22 protein-coding genes and 1 riboswitch are annotated in these 20,863 nt (G+C 39.5%); of the genes, 9 read left to right on the top strand and 13 right to left on the bottom strand.

The window, feature by feature from the left end; translation table 11 throughout:
• The first annotated feature begins 259 nt into the window (after positions 1-259).
• The 4 genes from OZX58_RS00855 to OZX58_RS00840 all read left to right on the top strand — a co-directional run bounded on the left by OZX58_RS00855 (position 260) and on the right by OZX58_RS00840 (position 2,748).
• Entirely contained in the window at positions 260-703 is a 444-nt protein-coding gene (locus OZX58_RS00855) for a LytTR family DNA-binding domain-containing protein (RefSeq protein ID WP_277141102.1), read from the top strand.
• Positions 700-1,161 carry a DUF3021 domain-containing protein gene (locus OZX58_RS00850; RefSeq protein ID WP_277141101.1) on the top strand — a complete coding sequence of 154 codons (462 nt, stop codon included), beginning with the start codon at positions 700-702 and terminating at the stop codon, positions 1,159-1,161. Before OZX58_RS00855 ends, OZX58_RS00850 begins: the two co-directional genes overlap by 4 nt.
• Positions 1,162-1,264: 103 nt before the next feature.
• On the top strand, positions 1,265-2,272 hold the full coding sequence (locus tag OZX58_RS00845) for a choloylglycine hydrolase family protein (protein ID WP_277141100.1): 1,008 nt from the start codon (positions 1,265-1,267) through the stop codon (positions 2,270-2,272).
• 152 nt (positions 2,273-2,424) lie between these two features.
• Positions 2,425-2,748 (top strand): hypothetical protein, encoded by a 324-nt coding sequence (locus tag OZX58_RS00840; protein WP_277141098.1) that lies wholly within the window; start codon positions 2,425-2,427, stop codon positions 2,746-2,748.
• Positions 2,749-2,797: 49 nt separating this feature from the next.
• Here OZX58_RS00840 and OZX58_RS00835 read toward each other — a convergent pair whose 3' ends face one another.
• The 5 genes from OZX58_RS00835 to coaA form a co-directional block, all read right to left on the bottom strand.
• Entirely contained in the window at positions 2,798-3,562 is a 765-nt protein-coding gene (locus tag OZX58_RS00835) for a ChbG/HpnK family deacetylase (protein WP_277130839.1), read from the bottom strand.
• Positions 3,563-3,577: 15 nt separating this feature from the next.
• Positions 3,578-4,996: a PTS transporter subunit EIIC gene (locus OZX58_RS00830; protein ID WP_277141097.1), complete on the bottom strand. Its 1,419-nt coding sequence runs from the start codon at positions 4,994-4,996 to the stop codon at positions 3,578-3,580.
• A gap of 34 nt (positions 4,997-5,030) precedes the next feature.
• On the bottom strand, positions 5,031-5,528 hold the full coding sequence (locus OZX58_RS00825; RefSeq protein WP_277141096.1) for a PTS glucose transporter subunit IIA: 498 nt from the start codon (positions 5,526-5,528) through the stop codon (positions 5,031-5,033).
• A 240-nt stretch (positions 5,529-5,768) separates the two neighbouring features.
• Positions 5,769-6,341 (bottom strand): elongation factor P, encoded by a 573-nt coding sequence (gene efp / locus OZX58_RS00820; RefSeq protein WP_277130843.1) that lies wholly within the window; start codon positions 6,339-6,341, stop codon positions 5,769-5,771.
• A gap of 120 nt (positions 6,342-6,461) precedes the next feature.
• Positions 6,462-7,376, bottom strand: a complete 915-nt coding sequence (gene coaA / locus OZX58_RS00815; RefSeq protein WP_277141095.1) for a type I pantothenate kinase — start codon at positions 7,374-7,376, stop codon at positions 6,462-6,464.
• 95 nt (positions 7,377-7,471) lie between these two features.
• On the opposite strand from coaA, the gene OZX58_RS00810 reads away from it, so the two are divergent.
• Positions 7,472-8,056, top strand: coding sequence for a GDSL-type esterase/lipase family protein (locus OZX58_RS00810; RefSeq protein WP_277141094.1), 585 nt, complete (start codon positions 7,472-7,474; stop codon positions 8,054-8,056).
• A gap of 18 nt (positions 8,057-8,074) precedes the next feature.
• On the opposite strand, the gene OZX58_RS00805 is transcribed toward OZX58_RS00810, so the two are convergent.
• Both OZX58_RS00805 and helD read right to left on the bottom strand, forming a co-directional pair.
• The gene (locus OZX58_RS00805) at positions 8,075-8,521 is read right to left on the bottom strand and encodes a GNAT family N-acetyltransferase (RefSeq protein WP_277141093.1); all 447 of its coding nucleotides are present in this window, start codon (positions 8,519-8,521) and stop codon (positions 8,075-8,077) included.
• 12 nt (positions 8,522-8,533) lie between these two features.
• The gene (gene helD / locus OZX58_RS00800; RefSeq protein WP_277141092.1) at positions 8,534-10,828 is read right to left on the bottom strand and encodes an RNA polymerase recycling motor HelD; all 2,295 of its coding nucleotides are present in this window, start codon (positions 10,826-10,828) and stop codon (positions 8,534-8,536) included.
• 152 nt (positions 10,829-10,980) lie between these two features.
• Here helD and OZX58_RS00795 point away from each other — a divergent pair, with 152 nt between their 5' ends.
• The 3 genes from OZX58_RS00795 (at position 10,981) to thiW (ending at position 12,987) form a co-directional block, all read left to right on the top strand.
• Positions 10,981-11,592, top strand: a complete 612-nt coding sequence (locus OZX58_RS00795) for a matrixin family metalloprotease (RefSeq protein ID WP_277141091.1) — start codon at positions 10,981-10,983, stop codon at positions 11,590-11,592.
• 20 nt (positions 11,593-11,612) lie between these two features.
• Entirely contained in the window at positions 11,613-12,257 is a 645-nt protein-coding gene (locus OZX58_RS00790; protein WP_277141090.1) for a histidine phosphatase family protein, read from the top strand.
• A gap of 64 nt (positions 12,258-12,321) precedes the next feature.
• Positions 12,322-12,413: riboswitch (TPP riboswitch) on the top strand.
• Positions 12,414-12,477: 64 nt separating this feature from the next.
• Positions 12,478-12,987 carry an energy coupling factor transporter S component ThiW gene (gene thiW, locus OZX58_RS00785; protein WP_277141089.1) on the top strand — a complete coding sequence of 170 codons (510 nt, stop codon included), beginning with the start codon at positions 12,478-12,480 and terminating at the stop codon, positions 12,985-12,987.
• 90 nt (positions 12,988-13,077) lie between these two features.
• On the opposite strand, the gene OZX58_RS00780 is transcribed toward thiW, so the two are convergent.
• The 6 genes from OZX58_RS00780 to deoC form a co-directional block, all read right to left on the bottom strand.
• Complete coding sequence (locus OZX58_RS00780; protein WP_277141087.1) at positions 13,078-13,788, bottom strand: hypothetical protein; 711 nt, start codon at positions 13,786-13,788, stop codon at positions 13,078-13,080.
• 127 nt (positions 13,789-13,915) lie between these two features.
• Positions 13,916-14,986 (bottom strand): ATP-binding protein, encoded by a 1,071-nt coding sequence (locus tag OZX58_RS00775; RefSeq protein WP_277141085.1) that lies wholly within the window; start codon positions 14,984-14,986, stop codon positions 13,916-13,918.
• A 117-nt stretch (positions 14,987-15,103) separates the two neighbouring features.
• Positions 15,104-16,402, bottom strand: coding sequence for a pyrimidine-nucleoside phosphorylase (locus OZX58_RS00770; RefSeq protein ID WP_277141084.1), 1,299 nt, complete (start codon positions 16,400-16,402; stop codon positions 15,104-15,106).
• Between the two features lie 17 nt (positions 16,403-16,419).
• A complete protein-coding gene (locus OZX58_RS00765; RefSeq protein ID WP_277141083.1) occupies positions 16,420-17,367 on the bottom strand; it encodes a sugar-binding transcriptional regulator in 948 nt (315 codons plus the stop codon).
• Positions 17,368-17,543: 176 nt separating this feature from the next.
• Positions 17,544-18,731, bottom strand: a complete 1,188-nt coding sequence (locus OZX58_RS00760) for a phosphopentomutase (RefSeq protein WP_277141082.1) — start codon at positions 18,729-18,731, stop codon at positions 17,544-17,546.
• Between the two features lie 19 nt (positions 18,732-18,750).
• Positions 18,751-19,404, bottom strand: a complete 654-nt coding sequence (gene deoC, locus OZX58_RS00755; protein ID WP_277141081.1) for a deoxyribose-phosphate aldolase — start codon at positions 19,402-19,404, stop codon at positions 18,751-18,753.
• 259 nt (positions 19,405-19,663) lie between these two features.
• On the opposite strand from deoC, the gene OZX58_RS00750 reads away from it, so the two are divergent.
• Positions 19,664-20,857: a nucleoside transporter C-terminal domain-containing protein gene (locus OZX58_RS00750; RefSeq protein ID WP_277130865.1), complete on the top strand. Its 1,194-nt coding sequence runs from the start codon at positions 19,664-19,666 to the stop codon at positions 20,855-20,857.
• Positions 20,858-20,863: the final 6 nt, after the last annotated feature.

Here is a 20,863-nt window from a genome sequence, read left to right as displayed (position 1 = left end):
TCGTATCCGTTCAAGACGATTACGATCAATCCTGCTGGCTTTGCCAACTCTTATTCAGGTTTAATGTGAACGATTGAATCATAATTATTTCCTTTCTCCAATAAATTATCCTAAGTTTATCTCATTTTACGTTAATGTCAAGAATTTTTAAAAGCCCATTAACCACTTATCTTGCTAAAAGACCCGTTTATCCTCAAGAGATAGCAATTTAAGTCAAAAGCGAATATATTTAAAATATCAACAGAAAGGAAGAAATGCAATGCTTGTAAAATTTAACATAGATCCCCAGTTTCAGCCAACTTGGATTGCCATCAATACGGATAAGAAAACCACTAAGCTAGAAAAGATGGCCAGTTCCATCAGACACCTAGTTAACGATTGGCAAATTCAAGGAAGTAGAAATAACCAAATCAAAATGATTCCCCTTTATGAAATTACCCGCTTTTACACTCAAAATAAATATGTTGTCTGTGAAGCAGACGGGCAGACTTACCGCATAAAGCCAAGAATATATGAACTAAATAACAGTTTGCCGCCAGATACTTTTATTCAGATTTCCAGCTCTGAAATTGTTAGTCTTGCAAGTATTGACAGTCTATCCTTAACCAAGACTGGCTGCTATCAGGTTAATTTAACCACTGGCGAAACAACTTTTACCTCAAGAAGATATATGCAAAAGTTAAGAAAGGAATTTTTACAATGAAATTATTTAAAAAAATTATCCGTTATGGTTGTTCAGGTATTCTCTCAGGCATTGCTATTGGCTTTGTTATTGCCCTGTGCTGCAATCTTATTAACCAAACAAACTACTTTATGCCATCAAATCTACCGTTCTTACACAGATTTTCTTCTGTTACTTTAGCAACTTTAATCTCAACAATTCTCTGGGCTCTGATGGGCTTTCTAGGTGGGGCTTCTGCTCTTATCTTCATGCAAGAGAGGTGGAGCATTACCAAGCAAACAGTTATTCACTTCATTGTAATGTTTGGTCTATTTACACCTCTGGCAATTTTAGCCGGTTGGTTCCCGCTAAACTTCTTGTGGCTCAGTCTTTATACCCTCGTCTTTGTCATTGTTTACGCCATTATTTGGTATACTTCAATGCTTAAAGCAAAAAAGCAAATCAGTAAAATTAACCGCGCAATCAAAGAAAACAATTAACAGCAATTATTAGTTTCATCTTCTTGAATCATCTTACCAAAACTCCTATAATCGTTTCTTATAATCTTAGAAACATAATATTTTAATTTACGGAGGAAAACCAATGATTGGTTGCAGCAGTTTTACACTAGAAACTAAGGACAAAAAGCACTTTTTGTCACGAACAATGGACTTTATGATGGAAATGGCTGAACAAGTCGTTTACACACCCATTAAGAAAACTTTCAAAGTTGCTTACAGTGTTGAGCAAGAAATTACCAGCAAGAGAGCCTTTATCGGCTTAGGGGAAATCCAGGAATATGACAATGCCCCTGTAACTTTTGACGGTGTTAACGACAAGGGCCTCATGGGTGCAACCCTGTACTTCCCAGGTTATGCTAGCTACCATGAAAAGGCACAAGCTGGTACTTGGGCAGTCTCACCTGACAAAGTGATTTCTGTAATTTTGTCACAAGCTGCCAACTTAGATGATGTTGCCGAGCTTTTCCAAGAGCAAATCACCATTGTTAATGATGCCAACCCAACACTTAAGGCTGTCTCACCGCTGCACTTTATCTTTTCAGACACAACTGGTGCCAGCCTAATCGTTGAACCCGAAGAAGATGGCGTTCATATCATCAAGGACTCAATTGGTGTCATGACCAACAGTCCTGATTACCAGTGGCACGAAACTAACTTGCGGAACTACTTATCAGTAACACCTAAGCAGCATGACGATGTTAACTTTTTAGGTAAAACATTAAAGCCATTCAGTCAGGGCTCTGGTACCTTCGGCTTGCCAGGTGATTACACTCCTGTTTCTCGCTTTGTTAGAACTGCCTTCATGAAGAACAACGTCGAGCAGCCAGCTGATGAAACTGCTGCTGTCAGCCTTGCTCACCACATGCTTGAACCTGTCAGCATTCCCCGCGGAATTGTTGTTACACCTAACGACACCTTTGATTACACTTGTTACAGTGCCTACATCTGTGCCGAATCCAGAAGCTACTACTACTCAACTTACAATAACCAACGGATTCGCTGCGTGCGCTTAACTCCGGAATTATTGCAAGAAACAGATTACAAAGAATTCAAGGTAAACCCTAAAGAAGATATTGACTACATGAATTAACAAAACCAAAGCTTAGCCATTAATTCGGCTAGGCTTTTTTGATGTCGACTTTTTGAACTGTCAATTAGTGATTCTGGTTTTTACTACAAAAGTGCTAAACTGTATTTAGATAAAAAATATTTACTTAAAATTATTGTTAAAAGGACAGTATCATGAAAAAGTTTTATCAAAAATTGCTAACAGCACTTACCACTATTCTAACTATCTGCGCATTAGGCAGTGGTGCAATTAATTCTGCTAATTCCACTCATATCGCGCAATCTAATAGCACAACGATTGTCAAAGCAGCTAATCACAGATCAACTGCAAGATCTAATCGCCAAACTTACACCGTTTATATCGCTACAAAATCTGGGAAAAAGTACCACACTTCACGTTCTTGCCCAACTTTAAGAAGGTCTAAGGGTCATATTAAGAAAATTTCGCTTAGTCGTGCAAGAAGATTGGGCTACACCCCATGTAAAGTATGTCATTAAATTAAATAACCAAAAAAGCTATAACTCATAACAAGTTATAGCTTTTTTATTAACTCAATTCTGTGTAACGAACCAAGTGAATTTGCTTTTCGGCAAGCTGGTCTGGCAATTGCGGATCACACAAGAAGGCTACTTCTTGGGTGCGCGGAATCGTCAAACTTGATTGCTGCATAATGCTTTGGTCTAAAAATCCGGGATGGCAAACCATCATTGGCACGTCATCAGCAGAACTTTCCACCGCAAAATCAACAGCATGTGCAAAAGTACGGTAAGGATCATAATTCGGCTTCATGCTATCCATGAAGGTCGTAATTGTCGTTTGCTTCTTAAACTTGACTGGATCCAGCTCCAAATCAAATGGCAACAGCGGCAAGTCATGCTTCTCAGCCACAATCGCCAATCCTTTAAGCAAGTTGTTACTGTAGACCGCATGTGCTTCAAAGTAATCAGGTTTCTTATTCGTCAATTCTAAAAAACGTTGGTACTGCGCTTCAATTTCCATGACTACTTCGTCCAAATTAACTAAGTCATGGTCAGCCTGGCGATATACCTTTGACGGTTTAAAAGAACCATCGGCAGTCACCAAACTCGGAATTAGTTTAGGATCAGTAATTGGCCGGCCCGCGCAAATTACCGTGTGCATCCCCAAATCAAAATCAAAACCTTTTAACAAATCCAAGCCGTGAACAGTATCAGCCATGTTAACCATGACCCCAACATTGTTGATGATGCCGTTTTTTACTGCTTCATAAATACCATAGTTGACACCCTTGGAATAACCCAAGTCATCAGCGCGAATAATCAAGTTATGCATCAATATGCTCCCTTCTTAATTCTTAGTCTTTGGTTCAACTCCAATAACGTAAGTCGCAATTGCGGCAACTAGTAATGCAATGACACCACTAATTACCCCGTTAATTAAGTTAGTCGTTGAGCCGCCAACATAACCGCTTAAACACATAAAGTTAGCAACTGGTACAACTACATAAGCTGATACGTGAGTTATTGCCGCATAAATACCACCAGCAAAACCACCAAGCATCATGCCGATAAACGGGCGACGATACTTAATTGCTAAACCATATAATGCTGGTTCGGTAACACCACCGATTAAGTTAGCAATAAAGTAGCTGAATGCCAAGGATTTTTCTTTCTTATCCTTTAAGCGTAAGCTGGCACCTAAACTCATGCCGGCAACTGCCATACTGGCTGCAATTGAACCAAGTAAAATAAAGTTATCGTGTCCAGTCTGAGCAACAATCGTAATCATCGCACTGATTAAAACTAGGTGCATTCCCGTCATGACGAGCAATTCCCAGAAGGCACCAATTAGACCGACACCAATAATAGCGGCAATACCGCCTAATTGACCAAAGGAAATAATTCCCTTAGAAACATATTCACCTAAGAACCCGCCCAAAGGCCCTAAGATGCAGAGTGCCAAAGGCAACATAATGGCAATCGTTAAGGTTGGGGCAAAAATCGTTCTCAGTGAAGCAGTAATGTGCTTGTTAAAGAAGCGTTCAATATATGACATAATCCAGACAGATAACAGGATTGGCACCACTGTGCTGGCATAATTAGTCAAATGCATTGGCAGACCATAAACTGTAAATGGTTTTCCAGCAGCCACAATCTTAACTAAACCTGGATCCAGCATAATTGCGCCCAAGAAAATCCCCAAAATCGGTGATGTATTGAACTGCTTAGCAGCAGTATAACCAATTGCTATCGGGAAGAAGTAAAACCCAGCATCCCCAACAAAAGTAAATAATTGGTATAAATCGCTGTGAACTGAAATTACGTTCAACATTGTTGGTCCTAAGACAGCAACCAGCATTTTAAACATTGAAGCAGCAATTAACATTGGAATTAGCGGGGTTAAACTGCCGGCAATTTTATTTAAGATTGCATTACCAACAGATTTCCAAGTCCGCTTCTCTGGTTTATTAGTGGCTGCTTGGTCTAAATTCTCGTTAACTGGTGCAGCAGAAGTCAAGTTGCCTTCTGCAACAACGGCATCATAAACTTCGTTAACTGTCTGGCCAATCACGATTTGGTACTGGCCGCCTGAACGGGCAACCCCAAGCACGCCGCCAATCTTCTTAACTTCGTCGTCCTTAGGAACATTCATATCCTTCAAATTGAACCGCAGCCGCGTCATACAATGCGTAACACTAGCAACATTACTGCTGCCGCCAACAGCTTGGTCAATCTGCTTCGCCATTTCTCGGTAATCTTTACTCATTTAATTCTCCTTTGATGTTAAGTAAGCTAAATAATTACTGGTTCTGCTTAACAAGTATGTCTTGACTGGCAGTTTGCATGCCAAAGTCCTTTGTCATCGTCCAATCCTGATTGGCCGGTGCTAACTTAGTAAAAATCACCATCGTGGTCAAGTCGACATTATTTGCGGCCAAACTCTGACGGTCAAGTTTAATCAATTCCTGTCCCTGCTTAACGCTATCTCCTTGCTTAACTAGAGCCGTAAACCCAGCGCCATTAAGGTTGACTGTATCAATCCCAATATGAATTAAAATTTCATCGCCAGCTGGCGTTACTAGCCCTACTGCATGCTTTGATTCTGGTAATGACATAATTTCACCAGCAACTGGGGCACTAACCGTGTCCACATCAGCTGCCAACTTAATTGCAAAGCCATCACCCATTAACTTTTGTGAAAAAACCGGGTCATCAACCGTACTCAGGTCAGTAACTACTCCTGCTATTGGTGCAGTTACTTCGAACTCTGGCTTTTTCTTCTTTAAAAATCCAAACACAATTTTCCTCCCATAAAAAAACTCCCTGAAACAAGCTATTAGAAAGTATGCTAAAAATACTTAGCTAATGGTATGCCTCAAAGAGCAATAACCCATTATTAAACTCCTGCAGCTATGCGCAACTGCAAGCGTTTTTAATAACAACACCTAGATATTTTACCGCAACCAATGTCAATTACAAAAATTTACGCACAGAAAAAGCCGCAGCCAATTAAGCTGCAGCTTAAAACTCACATTATGTTACTTATTGCCTTCAGCTCTTGACTTATAAACACCACCATCTGTGTTAATTACTAAGTCTTCACCTTCAGTAATAAAGTCTGGCACTTGAACAACCAAGCCAGTTTCCATTGTTGCTGGCTTACCTGAGCCAGTAACCGTTGCACCCTTAATTCCAGGTTCGGTCTGCGCAACCTTCATCACAACTGTCGACGGCAGTTCAACCCCTAACAATTTACTACCATTGGCAAATTCCAATTGAATTTCAATATTTGGAATTAAGTAAAGCTTGTCGTCGCCCAATTGGTCACCAGAAACTTCGTATTGCTCGTAAGTTTCATTGTCCATAAATGTATAAGTGTCACCTTCATTATATAAATATTGGGCTTTTTTCTTGGTAATGTCGACCAAGTCAACCTTTTCTGTTGGCCGCATTGTCTTGTGGACAACTGCGCCGCTTTCAACGTTACGCAGATCCATTTGCATTACTGTATTACCCTTGCCGGGTTTGTGGTGGTTGGCCTTTAATACCCGAATTAATTTGCCGTCTTGGCTAAAAACCATACCCTTTTTTAAGTTAATTGCTTGTACCATGTTTATACTCCTTTAAATTTTTAAAATGCTTAATGCCTAAATTCAAAGTCATTCACGCTGGAGGTAACGTGAATTTTTTAATCAATAATAAATAAATCTTCATGATCTTAGTATAGCAAATTAAAAGTGTCTCAGGTAGATTTGATCGATTAAATGTCCCTCAGTTTTATGCAAAACCAGACTTGCGCGCTGCTTAGTCGGCGCAATATACTCACGCAAATTAACTAAGTTAACCATCTGCCACGTCTCTTGAGCTAACTGCAGGGCATCTTCTCTTGGACCATTAGCCATTTCGTAATAAAAATTATTTGGGTTGTTTTTATTCAGCTCTAATACCCGAACGAAGCGCTGCATGAACCATTCTTCAATTAATTCTTCTGCGGCATCAATATAAATCGAAAAATCAAAAAAGTCGCTGGTAACAATCTGACCATTGGTTGGCAATTGCAGCGTGTTAATCCCCTCGATAATTAGAATATCTGGCTGCTTAACATGACCGTATTCCCCTGGCACAATATCGCTCAACTCCTGCGAATACAGCGGATAGACAATATCCTCCTTGCCAGACATCACATCCTGCAAAAAGTTGGTCAACAAATTCATGTTGTAGCTTTCGGGGAAACCTTTGCGTTCAAACAAATTCCGCCGCTTCAACTCCTGATTGGAATAAATAAAGCCGTCGGTTGTCATTAAGTGCACTTTTAGGTCTGGATAAGTCCGACTTAATAATACCTGCAATAACCGCGCGGTTGTTGACTTACCTACGGCTACCGACCCTGAAATGCCAATAATAAAGGGAGCTGCTGCCACATTTTCGTGCAAAAATTCACGCTGCTGGTTCTGCAGGGCACTTTTTTCTTGGTAAACTAAATACAAATACTTAATCAAGCTGCCGTAAATTTCGCGCACATCTGTCAAATTGACTACATCGCCTAGGGACTTAATCTTTGTCAATTCATCCTGGCTAATTTTAACCTGGTCGCCCGCGGAAAATGATGCCCACTGATCCCGATTAAACTGCAAATAATTTTTCATTTAATTGTCCTTCAATTCGTTTTCTTATATTATAAAGTAAATAAATATTAACACCAAAATGTTTTGGCTTTAATAAAAAACGAAAAGAGACTTAGATGGAAAATATAACTTTATTTGGCGACTCGTTATTTAACGGGTACCGTAATGGTCGCGACACTAACCTAATTACTAATGGCTTACAAAAAGCTCTTGGTAGTGACTTCCACGTCACTAATCGTTCACAAAGTGGTGCGACGACCGCTGACGGCTTGATGCGGCTGCAATTAATTGATGAAGATGCCGACCTTGTTGTCTTGGAATTTGGCACTAACGATTCTGCTTCTACTTGGGGCCTGCCAAGCAATCTTTACGCCCAAAACCTACAAAAAATGATTACCGCAATTGGCGCTAGCCGGATAATTCTTGTTGGACCAGCTTATCCTAACCCAAAAAACAAAACGATTATGCAATATTACACGCAGGAGAGTTTGGATCGCTATAACCAAATTGCGCAAAATTCAGCTCTCGAACATAACATTCCCTTTATTGATTTGATTGCTAACTTTAGTAAGCTGCTGCAGATTGAGTCCTACTACCAAACAGATGGGCAACACTTTAGCGACCAAGGAAATAAAGTTTTAATTAATCTTGTGGCTGAGGCAATTAAAGAAAAACAGGCAAACAAAAACTCACGTAATTAACGTGAGTTTTTTTAATTATTATAGTTCGTAATACATCATTGTATGCTTAATGCCAGCCTCATCAAACGGCTCGCCCTGAACCTTGTAGCCCAAATAATCATAAAATGGCTTAGCCTGCCACTGCGCGTGACAATACAAGCGGTCAGCACCGTGCTCTTTTAGGTAGGCGTGGACTTGCGCCATCATTTTACTGCCCAGCTTTTGACCGCGAGCTGCCTTGGCAACAGCAACCCGACCCAACATCCACTTACCATCTTCTTGAAAAATCCGGCAAACAGCTAATGCCATGGTCTGATCCTCATTTAACAAGTAAACCTGGATGGCAGTCAAATCTTCATCGTCCAATTCTGGTACCGTGATTTCTTGTTCAGTTACAAAAGTGTTGATCCGCAAGCGGGCGATACAAAACATTTCGCGACCTGACATCTCGTCAATTTTTTTAAAAGTAAATTTTTCCTGCGCCATCAGCACTGCCTCCTATTTTTCCTCATACGTCTGCGGGTCAACCGTGAGTAGCGGGCTCTTTTCTCCCGTATAAATCAAATCGAGCTTGTACATTGCGCGTGAAGTAATTGTGTAGACCAATTGAATTTCGTCTGCCTGATTGTAGCTAGCCTTAGAAGCATCCCACATAACAACCGCATCGAATTCCAATCCTTTAGCTAAGTACGACGGAACAACTAATGTACCCTCAACTAGTCGCTGGTTGGCAGTCGCAATTAACGTTGCCTTAACGCCATCATCTTGCAATTTTTGGCTGACAAACTTGGCACTTGCCAGATCTTTAGTAATAATTGCCGTAGTCATTTTGCCAGCAGTATTATCTGTTAGAACCTGCTCTAGAACGGCAATTGCCGCATCATCATTCTCACGTTTCCAGAAGACAGGCTTAGGACCTTGCCGATTAAAGGATTCAATCTTTTCGCCTTGTCGTAAAACTTGCTTGGTAAAGTCGGTCAATTGCTTAGTTGACCGGTAGGACTTGGTTAATTGCACCACGGTCGTCTTCTCTGGGTCAAACAACCCACTAATTTGCTTTAACAGGCTGCGGCTCTCATCTTTAGTAAAAATCGCTTGGTTCAAATCGCCCAGCATCGTAAACTTGGCCCGCGGGAAGTTATACTTCAAATAACTCAATTGAAACGCCGTGTAATCCTGAATTTCATCAATAAAGGCATAACGCATCTCATAATTAACGTGCCGACCGGTAATTAAATCATACATATATAAGTAAGCCGAAACGTCATTCATGTGGATATAATGCTTTTTAAAGCTGGCCTTCACATCCTCAACGTGCTTAGCCCAATCACTAGCACTAATCTGCCACTTATTCAGGTCAGTCATTTTCGGCACTGCCCGCAAAAAGCTCAAATATTGCGCCCGCATATTAATAAAATTATTCCGGCGAATCTGCTGGTAAACCTTGTCCAAGGCCTTAACTACAATCTTACGACCCAGGAATTTTTCTTCTTTTTCTTCAGATTCAAATTCTTGGTCTGGGCGGTCATAAAGGGCATTTAATTGTTCCTTGCTCAAACTTTCAATGGCTTCTGACACCCAAGGCTTCTTAGTTTCCGCGTTAATCTTGCGGTTAAGCGTCTTAATCAGTTCTTCACGCGTTGCGTCAATCCGATTATTTAAATTATAATTAGAATTATATGAATAGTAAAGCTCGTTAATCTTTTCTTTAGCAAAGAATGGACGCTTCTTGTTGCGGAAAAAGATGTCCTTAAAGACAACTCCCTGCTTATTCAAATGCTTGGCATAACGCGTTACCAGCTTAAAGAAAGCAGTAGAATCTTTAAATTTACCAATTGCTGTATCAGCAGTCTGATCCTCAAACTGGTCAAACAAGTTTTCTACGTCCATCCCTGGCAACCGCCGCGCAACGAACTGCCAATAAGTCATTTGAACCATATTCTGCTCGCCCATTTCCGGCAGCACGTTTTTAATATAATCATTAAACAATTGGTTAGGACTAAACATAATCACGTCGCTGCTGGTCAAGTTGCCCCGATACCGGTAAAGCAGGTAGGCAATCCGCTGCAAAATCGCTGACGTCTTCCCTGACCCTGCGGCTCCTTGGACAAACAACAAATCAGCACTGGTATTTCTAATGATTTTATTTTGCTCACGCTGAATTGTCGTTACAATTGACTTCATCTGGGTACTGGACTTTTCGCCCAGCACCTCTAAGAGCATTTGGTCACCGATTGATTCATTGGTATCAAACATGTTTACAATTTGACCATCTTCAATCATGAATTGCCGCTTCTTCGTCATGTCAACGGTAATTTCACCATCTGGCGACAAATACGAAACCTGCCCTAGCTTGCCGTCATAATAAATTGAAGAAATTGGTGCCCGCCAATCATAAATTAAGAAGTGGTTGTCCTTGTCCGCAAATGAACCCAAACCAATATAAATTGTTTCCGGTTTTTCATTGCCTTCTTTAAAATCCACCCGGGCAAAATACGGTTTCTTTTCCAGTCGTTGAACTGTTCCTAACTGCTTAGCAGAATGCTGCCAAGCATTCTCACGTTCATCAAGCAGTTGCTGCTGCTGGTGTATCGAGAGCGCCGTTTCCATTGAGGTGGAATAACCATCGTAATCTAAGCGGACATCATCAAAGAAGTGCGAATTGAGGTTCCGCGCTTCACCTTCAGCTGACTTAATTGCCGCAGTTAATTCTCCCCGCCGCTCCTTAATCATTTTTAAGATAGCGTCGAGATGCTTCTGTTCAAACTGTTTTTCATCCATCGCTTTTGTCATAAAGTCACCTGTTCTTCAAAACTTGCATACTATTTTAACATGAAACGAACTTAATATATAATTCTTAAAACTCTTTTACTAAGATTATTAAAAACTAGTGAAAATTAAGCAATTTGCTTCTATAATTTTTTATATTGGAGGTGGTTTTTATTATGAAAAAGATTTTACACTTTTTACGTAAATTATCTTGTGCATTAGTCGCTGGAATTTCTCTAGGCAGCGTGTATATCCCGGCTATTAGTCCTGCTAATACACCCAGCCATGTCGTCTTAGCTAAGACACATCGCGAAAAAACTGCGAAAAATGCGGGCAAAAATTGTCACTGGTCAAAAAATTCCGCCAAAGTTTATCTTGATTTGGCGAATAACCAGCAATTAACTCAAGCCGCTCAAGACGCCATTAGTGCTTGGAATGATACTGGCAGTTTTACTTTTACTGAGACTAATAAGAAGAAAAATGCACAGATTACAATTGAGCCGATGTTTGACCCCGACACGGATGCCGCTGGGCAAGCAAGCATTACCTATAATCCCAAGACTAAATTGCTTAGTAAGGCAAAAATCCAATTAAATGTTTATTATCTGCAGAATTTTATATATTATTATACTTATCAGCGAATTGTCAATACTGTTGAACACGAATTAGGTCATGCTATCGGTCTGAATCACAATAAAGGCAAGTCCGTCATGTATCCTGCCGGCTCTATTTACTCAATTGAACCGCAAGATGTCGCAAAAGTTAAACAAATTTATCATGAAAAATAATTAAAATAAGGAGTTTAAAAATGAAGCGAATTTATATTGTCCGTCACGGACAAACTTATATTAACCGTTACAACAAGATGCAGGGCTGGTGTGACACCCCATTAACTGAAGACGGCATTGCTGGTGCCGACAAGGCGGGCGAAACACTAAAGAATATTCCCTTTGACATCGCCATCTCTAGCGACTTGAAGCGGGCAAGTGATACCTGCGACATCATTATTAAGCACAATGTTAACCGCGACGAAATCCAACATCTTGCAACTCCGCTGTTCCGCGAACACTTTTACGGCTACTTTGAAGGAATGGATACCGACATGGCCTGGCAAATGATTGGTGGACCGCACGGCTATAAGACCCACTATGATCTGTTCAAGAACGAATCAATTGATACGGCAACCGACTGGATTAAGGAAGCTGATCCGTTTCATGACGCGGAAAATGCCAAGGAATATTGGCACCGCCTTGACCAGGGCTTTGACCTAATCAGCCAGCTTGATGGTGCCGAAAACATTTTATTGGTAACTCACGGCTTTACTATTCGCAGTATTGCCGACCGCTTTGGCGATTTCGACGTCAGCTGCGGTCCACGTAATGCGTCAATTACCATGATGACAATGACTGATAAGCAGAGAAAAGTTACATCATATAATCAAATGAAACTATAAGAAAATAGAATTTATGCTTTCTTTTTCATCATTGAAAGTCTATAATCAAATTAACATTAATATACAAGAGTCTATGGGGTGCTTATTTAAGCTGAGATTAAACCCATGAACCTGATCTAGATAATACTAGCGCAAGGGATAGGCTAATTAAGCAAAATCCCGTTCGCTATGTGCGAATGGGATTTTTTTGTAGACGCTTGTTAGAAGTAGGGAGTTAGAAATGACTAATAAGAGAAAACAGACAGAAAAACTTACTATTTTGGCGATTATGATTGCACTAGACGTGGTATTATCGCCCATCTTTCGCGTGGAAGGAATGGCGCCCATGTCTAGTGTTATCAACATTATTGGCGCTACCATGCTGGGGCCCGTTTACGTGACAATTATGGCAACCTTGTGTGGAATTATCAGAATGTTAATCATGGGAATTCCGCCACTGGCACTAACTGGTGCTATCTTTGGTGCAGTATTAGCCGGAATTTTATATAAGTTAACCGGCAAAATTTGGGCAGCTTGTCTCGGCGAAATTATCGGCACCGGAATTATCGGCTCGCTGCTTTCTTACCCAGTCATGGTCTGGTTCACAGGCAGCTCCAATAACCTGTATTGGTTCGTTTACACCCCGCGTTTTATCGGGGCTGCTATTATTGGATCAGTAGTTGCCACTATTGTTCTATTAAGCCTAAACAAGGCCAAGCAATTCCAAAAAATCCAGCAATTATTTTTCTAGAAAAAACGACAGCTCTTTATAGGGGCTGTCGTTTTTTACTAAGAATAATTATAATTAATAGCCTAAATAATATTTACTACTCCTAAAACATTATTTAAATTTCGATGAGTAATGCATATCAGAAAATTTATGATGAGCATACTCTTTAGCTAATTGCTTAGTTTTAAATAGTTGATCTTTTACTTTTCCTGTTTTCGCATTAACATCAAAATAAACTGATTGAACTTCTCCAGAAACTTGTTCTTTATGACATGTAAAAGCAAATCCATCTTTTATAACTGATTTTTCTGTTACTGGACTAGTAATGATTAAATTTAAACCTGATACATACCTCCATGTTCCTCGAGCATCATGAATATACGCTCTTGGATATTTTTTATTCAATCTATCAGCTATTTGCCAAGGATATTTATTTGTTCCCTTAACTTTTCCAACAATCCATATTCTATTCGTAATTATTCCTTCAATGTTATACGCATTTGCTGTCAACTTCTGGGCCAATCCGTTTTTATCGTACCAGTTTCCACGCCATGACTTTGGAATATTAAATGGCTTTACAAATCCATACTTATTTCCTACTACAGTAGAATGTTTCTGATTCGTTTTAACCTTATCCTTAGAAACTTTTGTAGCATAAGTTAAGCCCTTTTTGTTTGTATCATAGTTATCAGTATTAAATATTGACACATATTCTTCTTTAGCAGCTTGAACCGTTTTAGAAACTACTATATTCTCCATTCCAATGCTACTTATGGCTAACACTACTATACATAATAGAGCTAAAAATTTTCTCTGTTTCATTCCTCATGTTCCTTCTATAATCTATTTAATTTTATTAATCTTACTACTAATTTTATACAAAATTAATCGAATTTCTAATAATATTTTTCAGCCATTTAACTAGACTATATAAACACAAAAATTATAATTAATAGCCCAAATAATATACCGAATCTGGATTTTGGGTTTGCTTTAAATATTCACCAAAAAATGGCAACGTATAATCAACATAACCATGACCACTTGGAGTAATTAACTGCCGCTCTAATGCTCGACGCCGATATTGTGAGACATAACCCTTAGTCTTTTTCATTTTGGCAACAACATCACTGAACTTACAATGGTCATTAACATTTATCAAATATTGACGGTCATTTTCCGACAAGCCCATCAAAATTTTTTGATAAGCATTTTCAAAAAGCTTTAGTTGATATTGTACTTTAACTTCATTTAATACTTCTATAGTTGGTTCACGGCCATTTAACTCTTCAAAATACAGCCAACCCAATAATTGAAAGCCATAAGAGTAACCCTTAGTCATCTGTGCCATTTTGTTTGCAACAGTTAAGGAACACGCAAAGACTTTTTGATAAGTATTCACCATATCTGCAGCGTTCAACGACATCATCACTATTTTTTCTGAACGCAACAAAAAAGTCAGTTTATCTTCATTTTGAATATCCAAAATAAGGTCAGGCAATCCGGTCATTACAACATAAATTGGATATTCAGCTCGCTTAAGTGAATTATAAACCTGGGCAAAGTCTTGAATTGCCTTAGAATTAGTTACCTCATCAATCGTGACAACCACAAACTTTCCTTGTTGCTTAATTTCGGACATTAAGTCTTCCAAAATCTCATCAACTTCAGGAACCTCAATTTCGCGACTAACTGATACACCACCCAAACTCAAAGAATTAATACTATTAAATAGCCTATTTGCTTTAGAGTGAACCCGATGATCTAACTTATGTGCCAAGCTCGTCAAAATCCCATTACGATTAAGTAAATCAACATAATAACAATTGTCGTCTTGTTTAAATTGTTTAGCTAATTGTGTTAAATATGCTGTTTTGCCAGAACCACGGACACCGGTGATAAAAAACGATCGTGAAAATTGGCTTTCCTTAATTAATTTTACTAAATCATTTACCTGCTTGTTTTTATCCAAAAAAATTGGCGGTACATCACCAAAAGTCGGATTAAACGGATTAATCATAAATTCTCCTTTTAGACTTTTTTAGACTTTGATTTTTATTTTAGACTTTTTTAGACTTTTCGCCAATAAAAATAGCGTCAATCAGACTGGCGTGCAATCTAATTACGCTATTTTTAATTATTCAATTACTTCATAAATCATTTGGTAAGGCTTAGCCTCATCCGCAATTTTGATGCAATTGTAAAGCATCTCTTGAACTTCAGCAACATCTGAACTATCGGCATGAATAGTCAATAAGGATTCGCCCTTCTTGACCTTGTCGCCAACCTTCTTGTGCAATTCGATTCCAACACCATAGTCAAGCTGATCGTCGGCCTTTTCACGACCGCCACCAAGTTTCATGCTGGCAATCCCAACTTCATCAGCTGACAATTGTGCTAAATAACCATCTTGCTTAGCAGGCAGTTCAATCTTAAATTGCGCGTGCGGCATAACACTGTAATCATCAATCACACTGCTATCGCCGCCTTGAGCAATTACCATTGCCTTAAACCGATCTAAAGCTGACCCATCAGCAATTGTTTTCTCAAGCTTCTGGCGAGCTTCTTCAACTGTCTCTGCCTTTTGACCCAAAACAACCATGTAACTGCCAAGAGTTAAGACTAAGTCAAGTAGGTCTTGTGGACCATTGCCCTTAAGCAGGTCAAGCGTTTCTTCAATTTCTAAAGTATTACCGACCTTGTTGCCTAGTGGTTGGTTCATATCAGAAATCAGGGCCATGCACTTCATGCCGACACCCTTACCAATTTCCACTAAGGCATGTGCCAATTCTTCAGACTCTGGCAAAGTCTTCATAAAGGCACCTGAACCGGTCTTAACATCAATTACCAGCGCATCAGTTCCTGATGCGATTTTTTTACTCATAATTGAACTGGCAATTAACGGAATTGAATCAACAGTATCAGTGACATCCCGCAAAGCATAAATCTTCTTGTCTGCCGGTGCAATATTACCTGTAGCACCAATGATTGCCAGCTTTTCCTGCTTAACCTGGTCAATAAAGTCTTGCTCGCCAATCTCCACCTTGAAGCCAGGAATTGCTTCTAGCTTATCAAGCGTACCACCAGTATGACCTAAACCGCGTCCAGAAATCATTGGTACCGGAATCCCAACAGCCGCAACCATTGCTGCTAGCGGCAAACTAACCTTGTCGCCAACACCACCAGTTGAGTGCTTATCAACTTTAATCCCCGGAATCCCAGACAAGTCCAAATGATCGCCGGAATTCATCATATCTAGGGTTAACGTTGAACGCTCATGGTCAGTCATATTATTAAAGAAAATCGCCATCAACAACGCGCTTGTCTGATAGTCCGGAATTTCACCGCTGACTACACCATCAACAAAGAATTGAATTTCAGCGTCGGTTAATTCTTGCTTATTTCTCTTTTTATCAATTATATCTACCATTCTCATGGCTTCTCACCTCATTATTAATAGGTGAGTAATTCTTGTGCAATTGCCTGATCTAAAATAAGTTCGTTTGCGTATCCTGCTTTAATAACGGCGTAGACAACCGGCGCTTTTAAAATGCCGCTAGCAACTAAAATCGAATGTTCCTTAGATTTTAAATCACTCAGTTCAATGCCGACAGTACGTTCATCAAGCCCGCGACTAACAATATTACCATCACGATCAATAAAGCGTGAGACAATATCACCCACTGCCTTTTCCTGCAGCTGTTTTTTCTGCGTTTTATTGAAGTAGCCTAATTGAAACAGCAGCGCATCTTTGCGCACCGTGCCAACACTATAGACCGCAATGTTTGCGGCCCGGCCAAGCTGTAATGTCTTGTTAATAAAACGATCTTTTTCAACAATTTCTTTAGTAACTTTATTATCAAAAAATGGCGGCAACGGTAAAAAGTGTGCGGCCGCACCAATAGCATTGGCAAATTCGGTCACACTCTCATCAGCGTAAGTCTCTTCATTATTGATATTGACGCCGCCCTTGAGCTGAACAACCTGCACGTCAGAAACAGCGCGCTTTTCCAAGTTGGTTGTCACCACATGCATGGTCTTGCCCCAGCCGAGGCCAACAATATCATGCGGCTTAATCAAGCGCATTAGATATTGTGCCGCATAAGCACCAACACCATTAAGAGCTGTTAATTCACCATTAAAGTTGCTGGGAACAACTGAAATTTTACAATTAAATTTTTTGGATAAACGATCACTTAAATGGTCTCCGTTAATTAATGGATTAGAAATTTGAATCTTAACCACTCCTGTTTCACGTGCTAATTTTAATAACCGTGAAACCGTCGGCCGTGAAAGTCCAACCTGTTTTGCTATTTCAGTTTGATCCAAGTCATCTTCATAATAAAGTCTAGCAATGGCCGCACTCTGTGCCAATTTCTTTTTATCATATTTATCAGCCATTTAATTTCTCCATTATTATCGTAATTATTGCTAACAGACTTCAGTCTAATAATTTTACCATAATCCTGTATAAAACCAACTTATATATTAAAGCATGGTGCTAGTAAACAACTGATAAACATTGATTTCATTACTTAATCACTAAAACTGGCTACAAAAGAATTACTCTAATATTTTTATTGCAAATCATTTAAAAAACTTGTACCAACATCATTGCCCTTAACACCAAAGTTGGCCAAAACAGTCGCACCAAAATCAGAGAAGGTCTCACGTGTACCTAAACTGCCAGGGTTCTTCATACTTGGCGAATAAGCAAGTAGTGGCACATACTCTCTAGTGTGGTCGGTTCCCTTGTAAGTTGGGTCATTACCATGGTCAGCTGTAATGATTAACAAGTCATCATCATGCATGTTGGCCATTACAGTGCCTAACCGCTTATCAAGTGCCATCAAGGCTTCACCATCACCTGCTGTATTTCGGCGATGACCGTACATAGCATCAAAGTCAACTAAGTTAATGAAACAAAAACCAGTAAAGTCTTCTTTCATTACATGGTCCACATGATCCATCCCGTCCATATTGCTTTCATTATGGTAATTTTCATCAATGCCATGACCTGAAAAGATATCCATTGTCTTACCAACAGCAACTGTGTGGTAACCGGCATCTTGCAAATAATCCAAAACTGATTTTCCAGTTGGTTCTAGGGTAAAATCATGCCGGTTAGCAGTTCTAGTAAAGTGACCCTTACCACTGCCAACATATGGCCGCGCAATTATTCGGCCAACACGATACTTAGGACCATTGACCAAACTTCTGGCATAACGAGAAATACGGTAAAGTTCCTCAACGGGAATCACGTCTTCATGGGCTGCAATTTGCAAGACTGAATCACCAGAAGTGTAGATAATCAAATCACCCGTTGCCATTTGGTGCTCGCCCAATTCGTCAATAATCTTTGTTCCAGATTCTGGACGATTACCGACAATTTTACGACCTGAAAATGCCGCAATCTTGTCTAATAATTCATCAGGAAAGCCATTCGGGAAAAAGCTTAATTCCTGCATTACCGGCATCTCCATCATTTCCCAATGGCCGTCAAGACTATCCTTACCGACAGATACTTCTTTCATCTTACCGAAGTAGCCTACCGGCTTATCTTGAACAGGAACACCAGCAATTGGCGTGTCCCGCAAGTTAGACAAACCTAACTTGGCAAAATTAGGCAACTTTAATTCGCCCTTAAAGTACTCGCCAATATGGCCTAATGTGTCAGCACCAACATCATCAAAATCAGCGGCATCTGGTGCTTCACCAGTACCGATAGAGTCCATTACTAACCCAAAAATACGCTTATATTTCATTTTTTAAGCCTCGTTATAATTAAGACAAAATTTGCAAGGTTGCACTAACACCCAAGCGACTAGCACCTGCATCAATCATTGCCATTGCTTCATCATAAGAATGAATGCCGCCGGATGCCTTAACACCTAAACGGTCGCCAACAACTTCACGCATTAATTTAACGTCTTCTACCTTTGCACCTGCAGAACTAAAACCAGTTGAAGTCTTAACAAAGTCAGCACCTGCTTCTTCACTAAGTTCACAAGCGCGTACTTTTTGATCGTGGTTAAGAAATGAAGTTTCAATGATAACCTTGAGTAACTTGTTCTCTTGGTGAACAGCTGCAACTACTGCCTTAATATCAGCAAGTACGGCGTCATCATTACCAGCAATCAATTCACCAATGTTAATTACCATATCAATTTCTTCGGCACCGTCTGCAATTGCTTTTGTAGCTTCAAATGCCTTTGCCTCGCTGCTCATTGCTCCCAAAGGAAAGCCAACAACGCAACAGGTATTAACATCTGAACCTGCTAATTCCTCAGTGACAAGCTTTGCCCAGTAAGAATTAACACAGACAGAAGCCGTATTGTATTGCTTTGCCTCGTTACAAATCTGGATGATATCCTCCTTAGTTGCATTTGGTTTCAAAAGTGTATGATCTAAATATTTTGCTAATGTTGTTTTATCCATATTTAACAACTCCTTTCGCCTAAAGTATAACTCATTTTTTACAAATGTAAATGCTTTTACCTGAACATTTGTATAATAGGCTCTGCTGATGAAAATGTTTACTTTTTGAACATAATTTCAATAAAAATATTTACAATTGATAAAAATAATGGTACACTTAATAGCAATTAATGTAAGCGCTTATTAGTAAAGCAATACATTAATACAATAATTAATTTTGAATAGATATTTATAGTTAAAAGTAAGAGTAGGTTAAAATATGCAATTTTTATTTTTACTAACTGGTCTAGCCTTCGTATTCGTTATCGGTTGGCTTGTCAGCAATGATCGTAAGCACATTAAATACCGCAAAATGGCTGTAATGTTCATCTTGCAATTAATAATTTCGTTCTTATGTCTCAAAACTTCCGGCGGGGTCAGCACGATGGCAGCCATTTCCAATTTCTTCAGTTGGTTAATGGTTCAAGCCGCTGGCGGTGTCAACTTTGTCTTCGGCGGCCTAGTTATTCAAAAAGGCGCTTCTGTTTTCTTTCTTAATGTTTTGATGCCAATCGTGTTCATTTCTGCACTAGTTGGGATTCTTAACTACCTTAAGATTTTACCGTTCATTATTAAGTGGACCGGATTTATTCTTAACAAATTAGCTGGCATGGGCGAACTTGAAAGTTACTTTGCCGTATCAACTGCAATCTTAGGTCAACCTGAAGTTTTCTTAACAATTAAAGATATTATTCCTAAGCTTGATGAAAAGCGGCTCTACACTATTTGTGCCTCAGCCATGAGTGCCGTTTCTGCGGCTGTACTCGCTTCATACATGCAGCTTGTACCCGGCAAGTTCGTAGTAACTGCCGTCTTTCTCAATATCTTATCTGCCTTAATTGTTTCTTGTATCGTTAATCCATACGATGTCTCAGCTGAAGAAACTATTTCAGTTAACAACATTGAAACTGGCGTTGAAAAAGAACCATTCTTCCAAGTTGTCGGCAATTACATTCAAGACGGCTTCAAACTAGCTGTTACTGTTGCTGCTATGTTAATCGGCTTTGTTGCCCTAATTACCTTTTTAAATAATACTTTTGCCCTGATTTTCCATATTAGTTTTACCAACTTCTTGGGTTATATCTTTGCCCCGATTGCCTACCTGATGGGTGTACCTGCAGCAGACATTACCAAAGTCGGCGGTTTGATGGCAACCAAGATTTTAACTAACGAATTTGTGGCATTAGGTGAATTAAATAAAATTGCAGCTACTCTATCACCAAAGGCAAATGCAATCATTTCTTCTTATCTAGTGTCATTTGCTAACTTTAGTGTTATTGGGATTATTACCGGTTCAATCAGATCTATCAGCCAAAAATCTGGAACTTTAGTTTCTAAATTCTCAATGAAACTACTTTTAGGTGCGACTTTAGCTTCAATCCTAACTGGTACAATTGTTGGACTTTACTTCTAACTTAGA

Origin of the sequence: Lactobacillus sp. ESL0680 (genome assembly GCF_029392855.1) — a bacterium.
Lineage (GTDB): Bacteria > Bacillota > Bacilli > Lactobacillales > Lactobacillaceae > Lactobacillus.
The sequence above is the reverse complement of the archived record's forward strand: the minus strand, read 5'-3'. Positions and strand labels throughout refer to the sequence as shown.

What these genes read in the sequence shown, in the direction of transcription:
- OZX58_RS00855 (WP_277141102.1), top strand. Translation starts at nt 260, where the DNA reads ATGCTTGTAAAATTTAACATAGATCCCCAGTTTCAGCCAACTTGGATT.
- OZX58_RS00850 (WP_277141101.1), top strand. Translation starts at nt 700, where the DNA reads ATGAAATTATTTAAAAAAATTATCCGTTATGGTTGTTCAGGTATTCTC.
- OZX58_RS00845 (WP_277141100.1), top strand. Translation starts at nt 1,265, where the DNA reads ATGATTGGTTGCAGCAGTTTTACACTAGAAACTAAGGACAAAAAGCAC.
- OZX58_RS00840 (WP_277141098.1), top strand. Translation starts at nt 2,425, where the DNA reads ATGAAAAAGTTTTATCAAAAATTGCTAACAGCACTTACCACTATTCTA.
- OZX58_RS00835 (WP_277130839.1), bottom strand. Translation starts at nt 3,562, where the DNA reads ATGCATAACTTGATTATTCGCGCTGATGACTTGGGTTATTCCAAGGGT.
- OZX58_RS00830 (WP_277141097.1), bottom strand. Translation starts at nt 4,996, where the DNA reads ATGAGTAAAGATTACCGAGAAATGGCGAAGCAGATTGACCAAGCTGTT.
- efp (WP_277130843.1), bottom strand. Translation starts at nt 6,341, where the DNA reads ATGGTACAAGCAATTAACTTAAAAAAGGGTATGGTTTTTAGCCAAGAC.
- coaA (WP_277141095.1), bottom strand. Translation starts at nt 7,376, where the DNA reads ATGAAAAATTATTTGCAGTTTAATCGGGATCAGTGGGCATCATTTTCC.
- OZX58_RS00810 (WP_277141094.1), top strand. Translation starts at nt 7,472, where the DNA reads ATGGAAAATATAACTTTATTTGGCGACTCGTTATTTAACGGGTACCGT.
- OZX58_RS00805 (WP_277141093.1), bottom strand. Translation starts at nt 8,521, where the DNA reads ATGGCGCAGGAAAAATTTACTTTTAAAAAAATTGACGAGATGTCAGGT.
- helD (WP_277141092.1), bottom strand. Translation starts at nt 10,828, where the DNA reads ATGACAAAAGCGATGGATGAAAAACAGTTTGAACAGAAGCATCTCGAC.
- OZX58_RS00795 (WP_277141091.1), top strand. Translation starts at nt 10,981, where the DNA reads ATGAAAAAGATTTTACACTTTTTACGTAAATTATCTTGTGCATTAGTC.
- OZX58_RS00790 (WP_277141090.1), top strand. Translation starts at nt 11,613, where the DNA reads ATGAAGCGAATTTATATTGTCCGTCACGGACAAACTTATATTAACCGT.
- thiW (WP_277141089.1), top strand. Translation starts at nt 12,478, where the DNA reads ATGACTAATAAGAGAAAACAGACAGAAAAACTTACTATTTTGGCGATT.
- OZX58_RS00780 (WP_277141087.1), bottom strand. Translation starts at nt 13,788, where the DNA reads ATGAAACAGAGAAAATTTTTAGCTCTATTATGTATAGTAGTGTTAGCC.
- OZX58_RS00775 (WP_277141085.1), bottom strand. Translation starts at nt 14,986, where the DNA reads ATGATTAATCCGTTTAATCCGACTTTTGGTGATGTACCGCCAATTTTT.
- OZX58_RS00770 (WP_277141084.1), bottom strand. Translation starts at nt 16,402, where the DNA reads ATGAGAATGGTAGATATAATTGATAAAAAGAGAAATAAGCAAGAATTA.
- OZX58_RS00765 (WP_277141083.1), bottom strand. Translation starts at nt 17,367, where the DNA reads ATGGCTGATAAATATGATAAAAAGAAATTGGCACAGAGTGCGGCCATT.
- OZX58_RS00760 (WP_277141082.1), bottom strand. Translation starts at nt 18,731, where the DNA reads ATGAAATATAAGCGTATTTTTGGGTTAGTAATGGACTCTATCGGTACT.
- deoC (WP_277141081.1), bottom strand. Translation starts at nt 19,404, where the DNA reads ATGGATAAAACAACATTAGCAAAATATTTAGATCATACACTTTTGAAA.
- OZX58_RS00750 (WP_277130865.1), top strand. Translation starts at nt 19,664, where the DNA reads ATGCAATTTTTATTTTTACTAACTGGTCTAGCCTTCGTATTCGTTATC.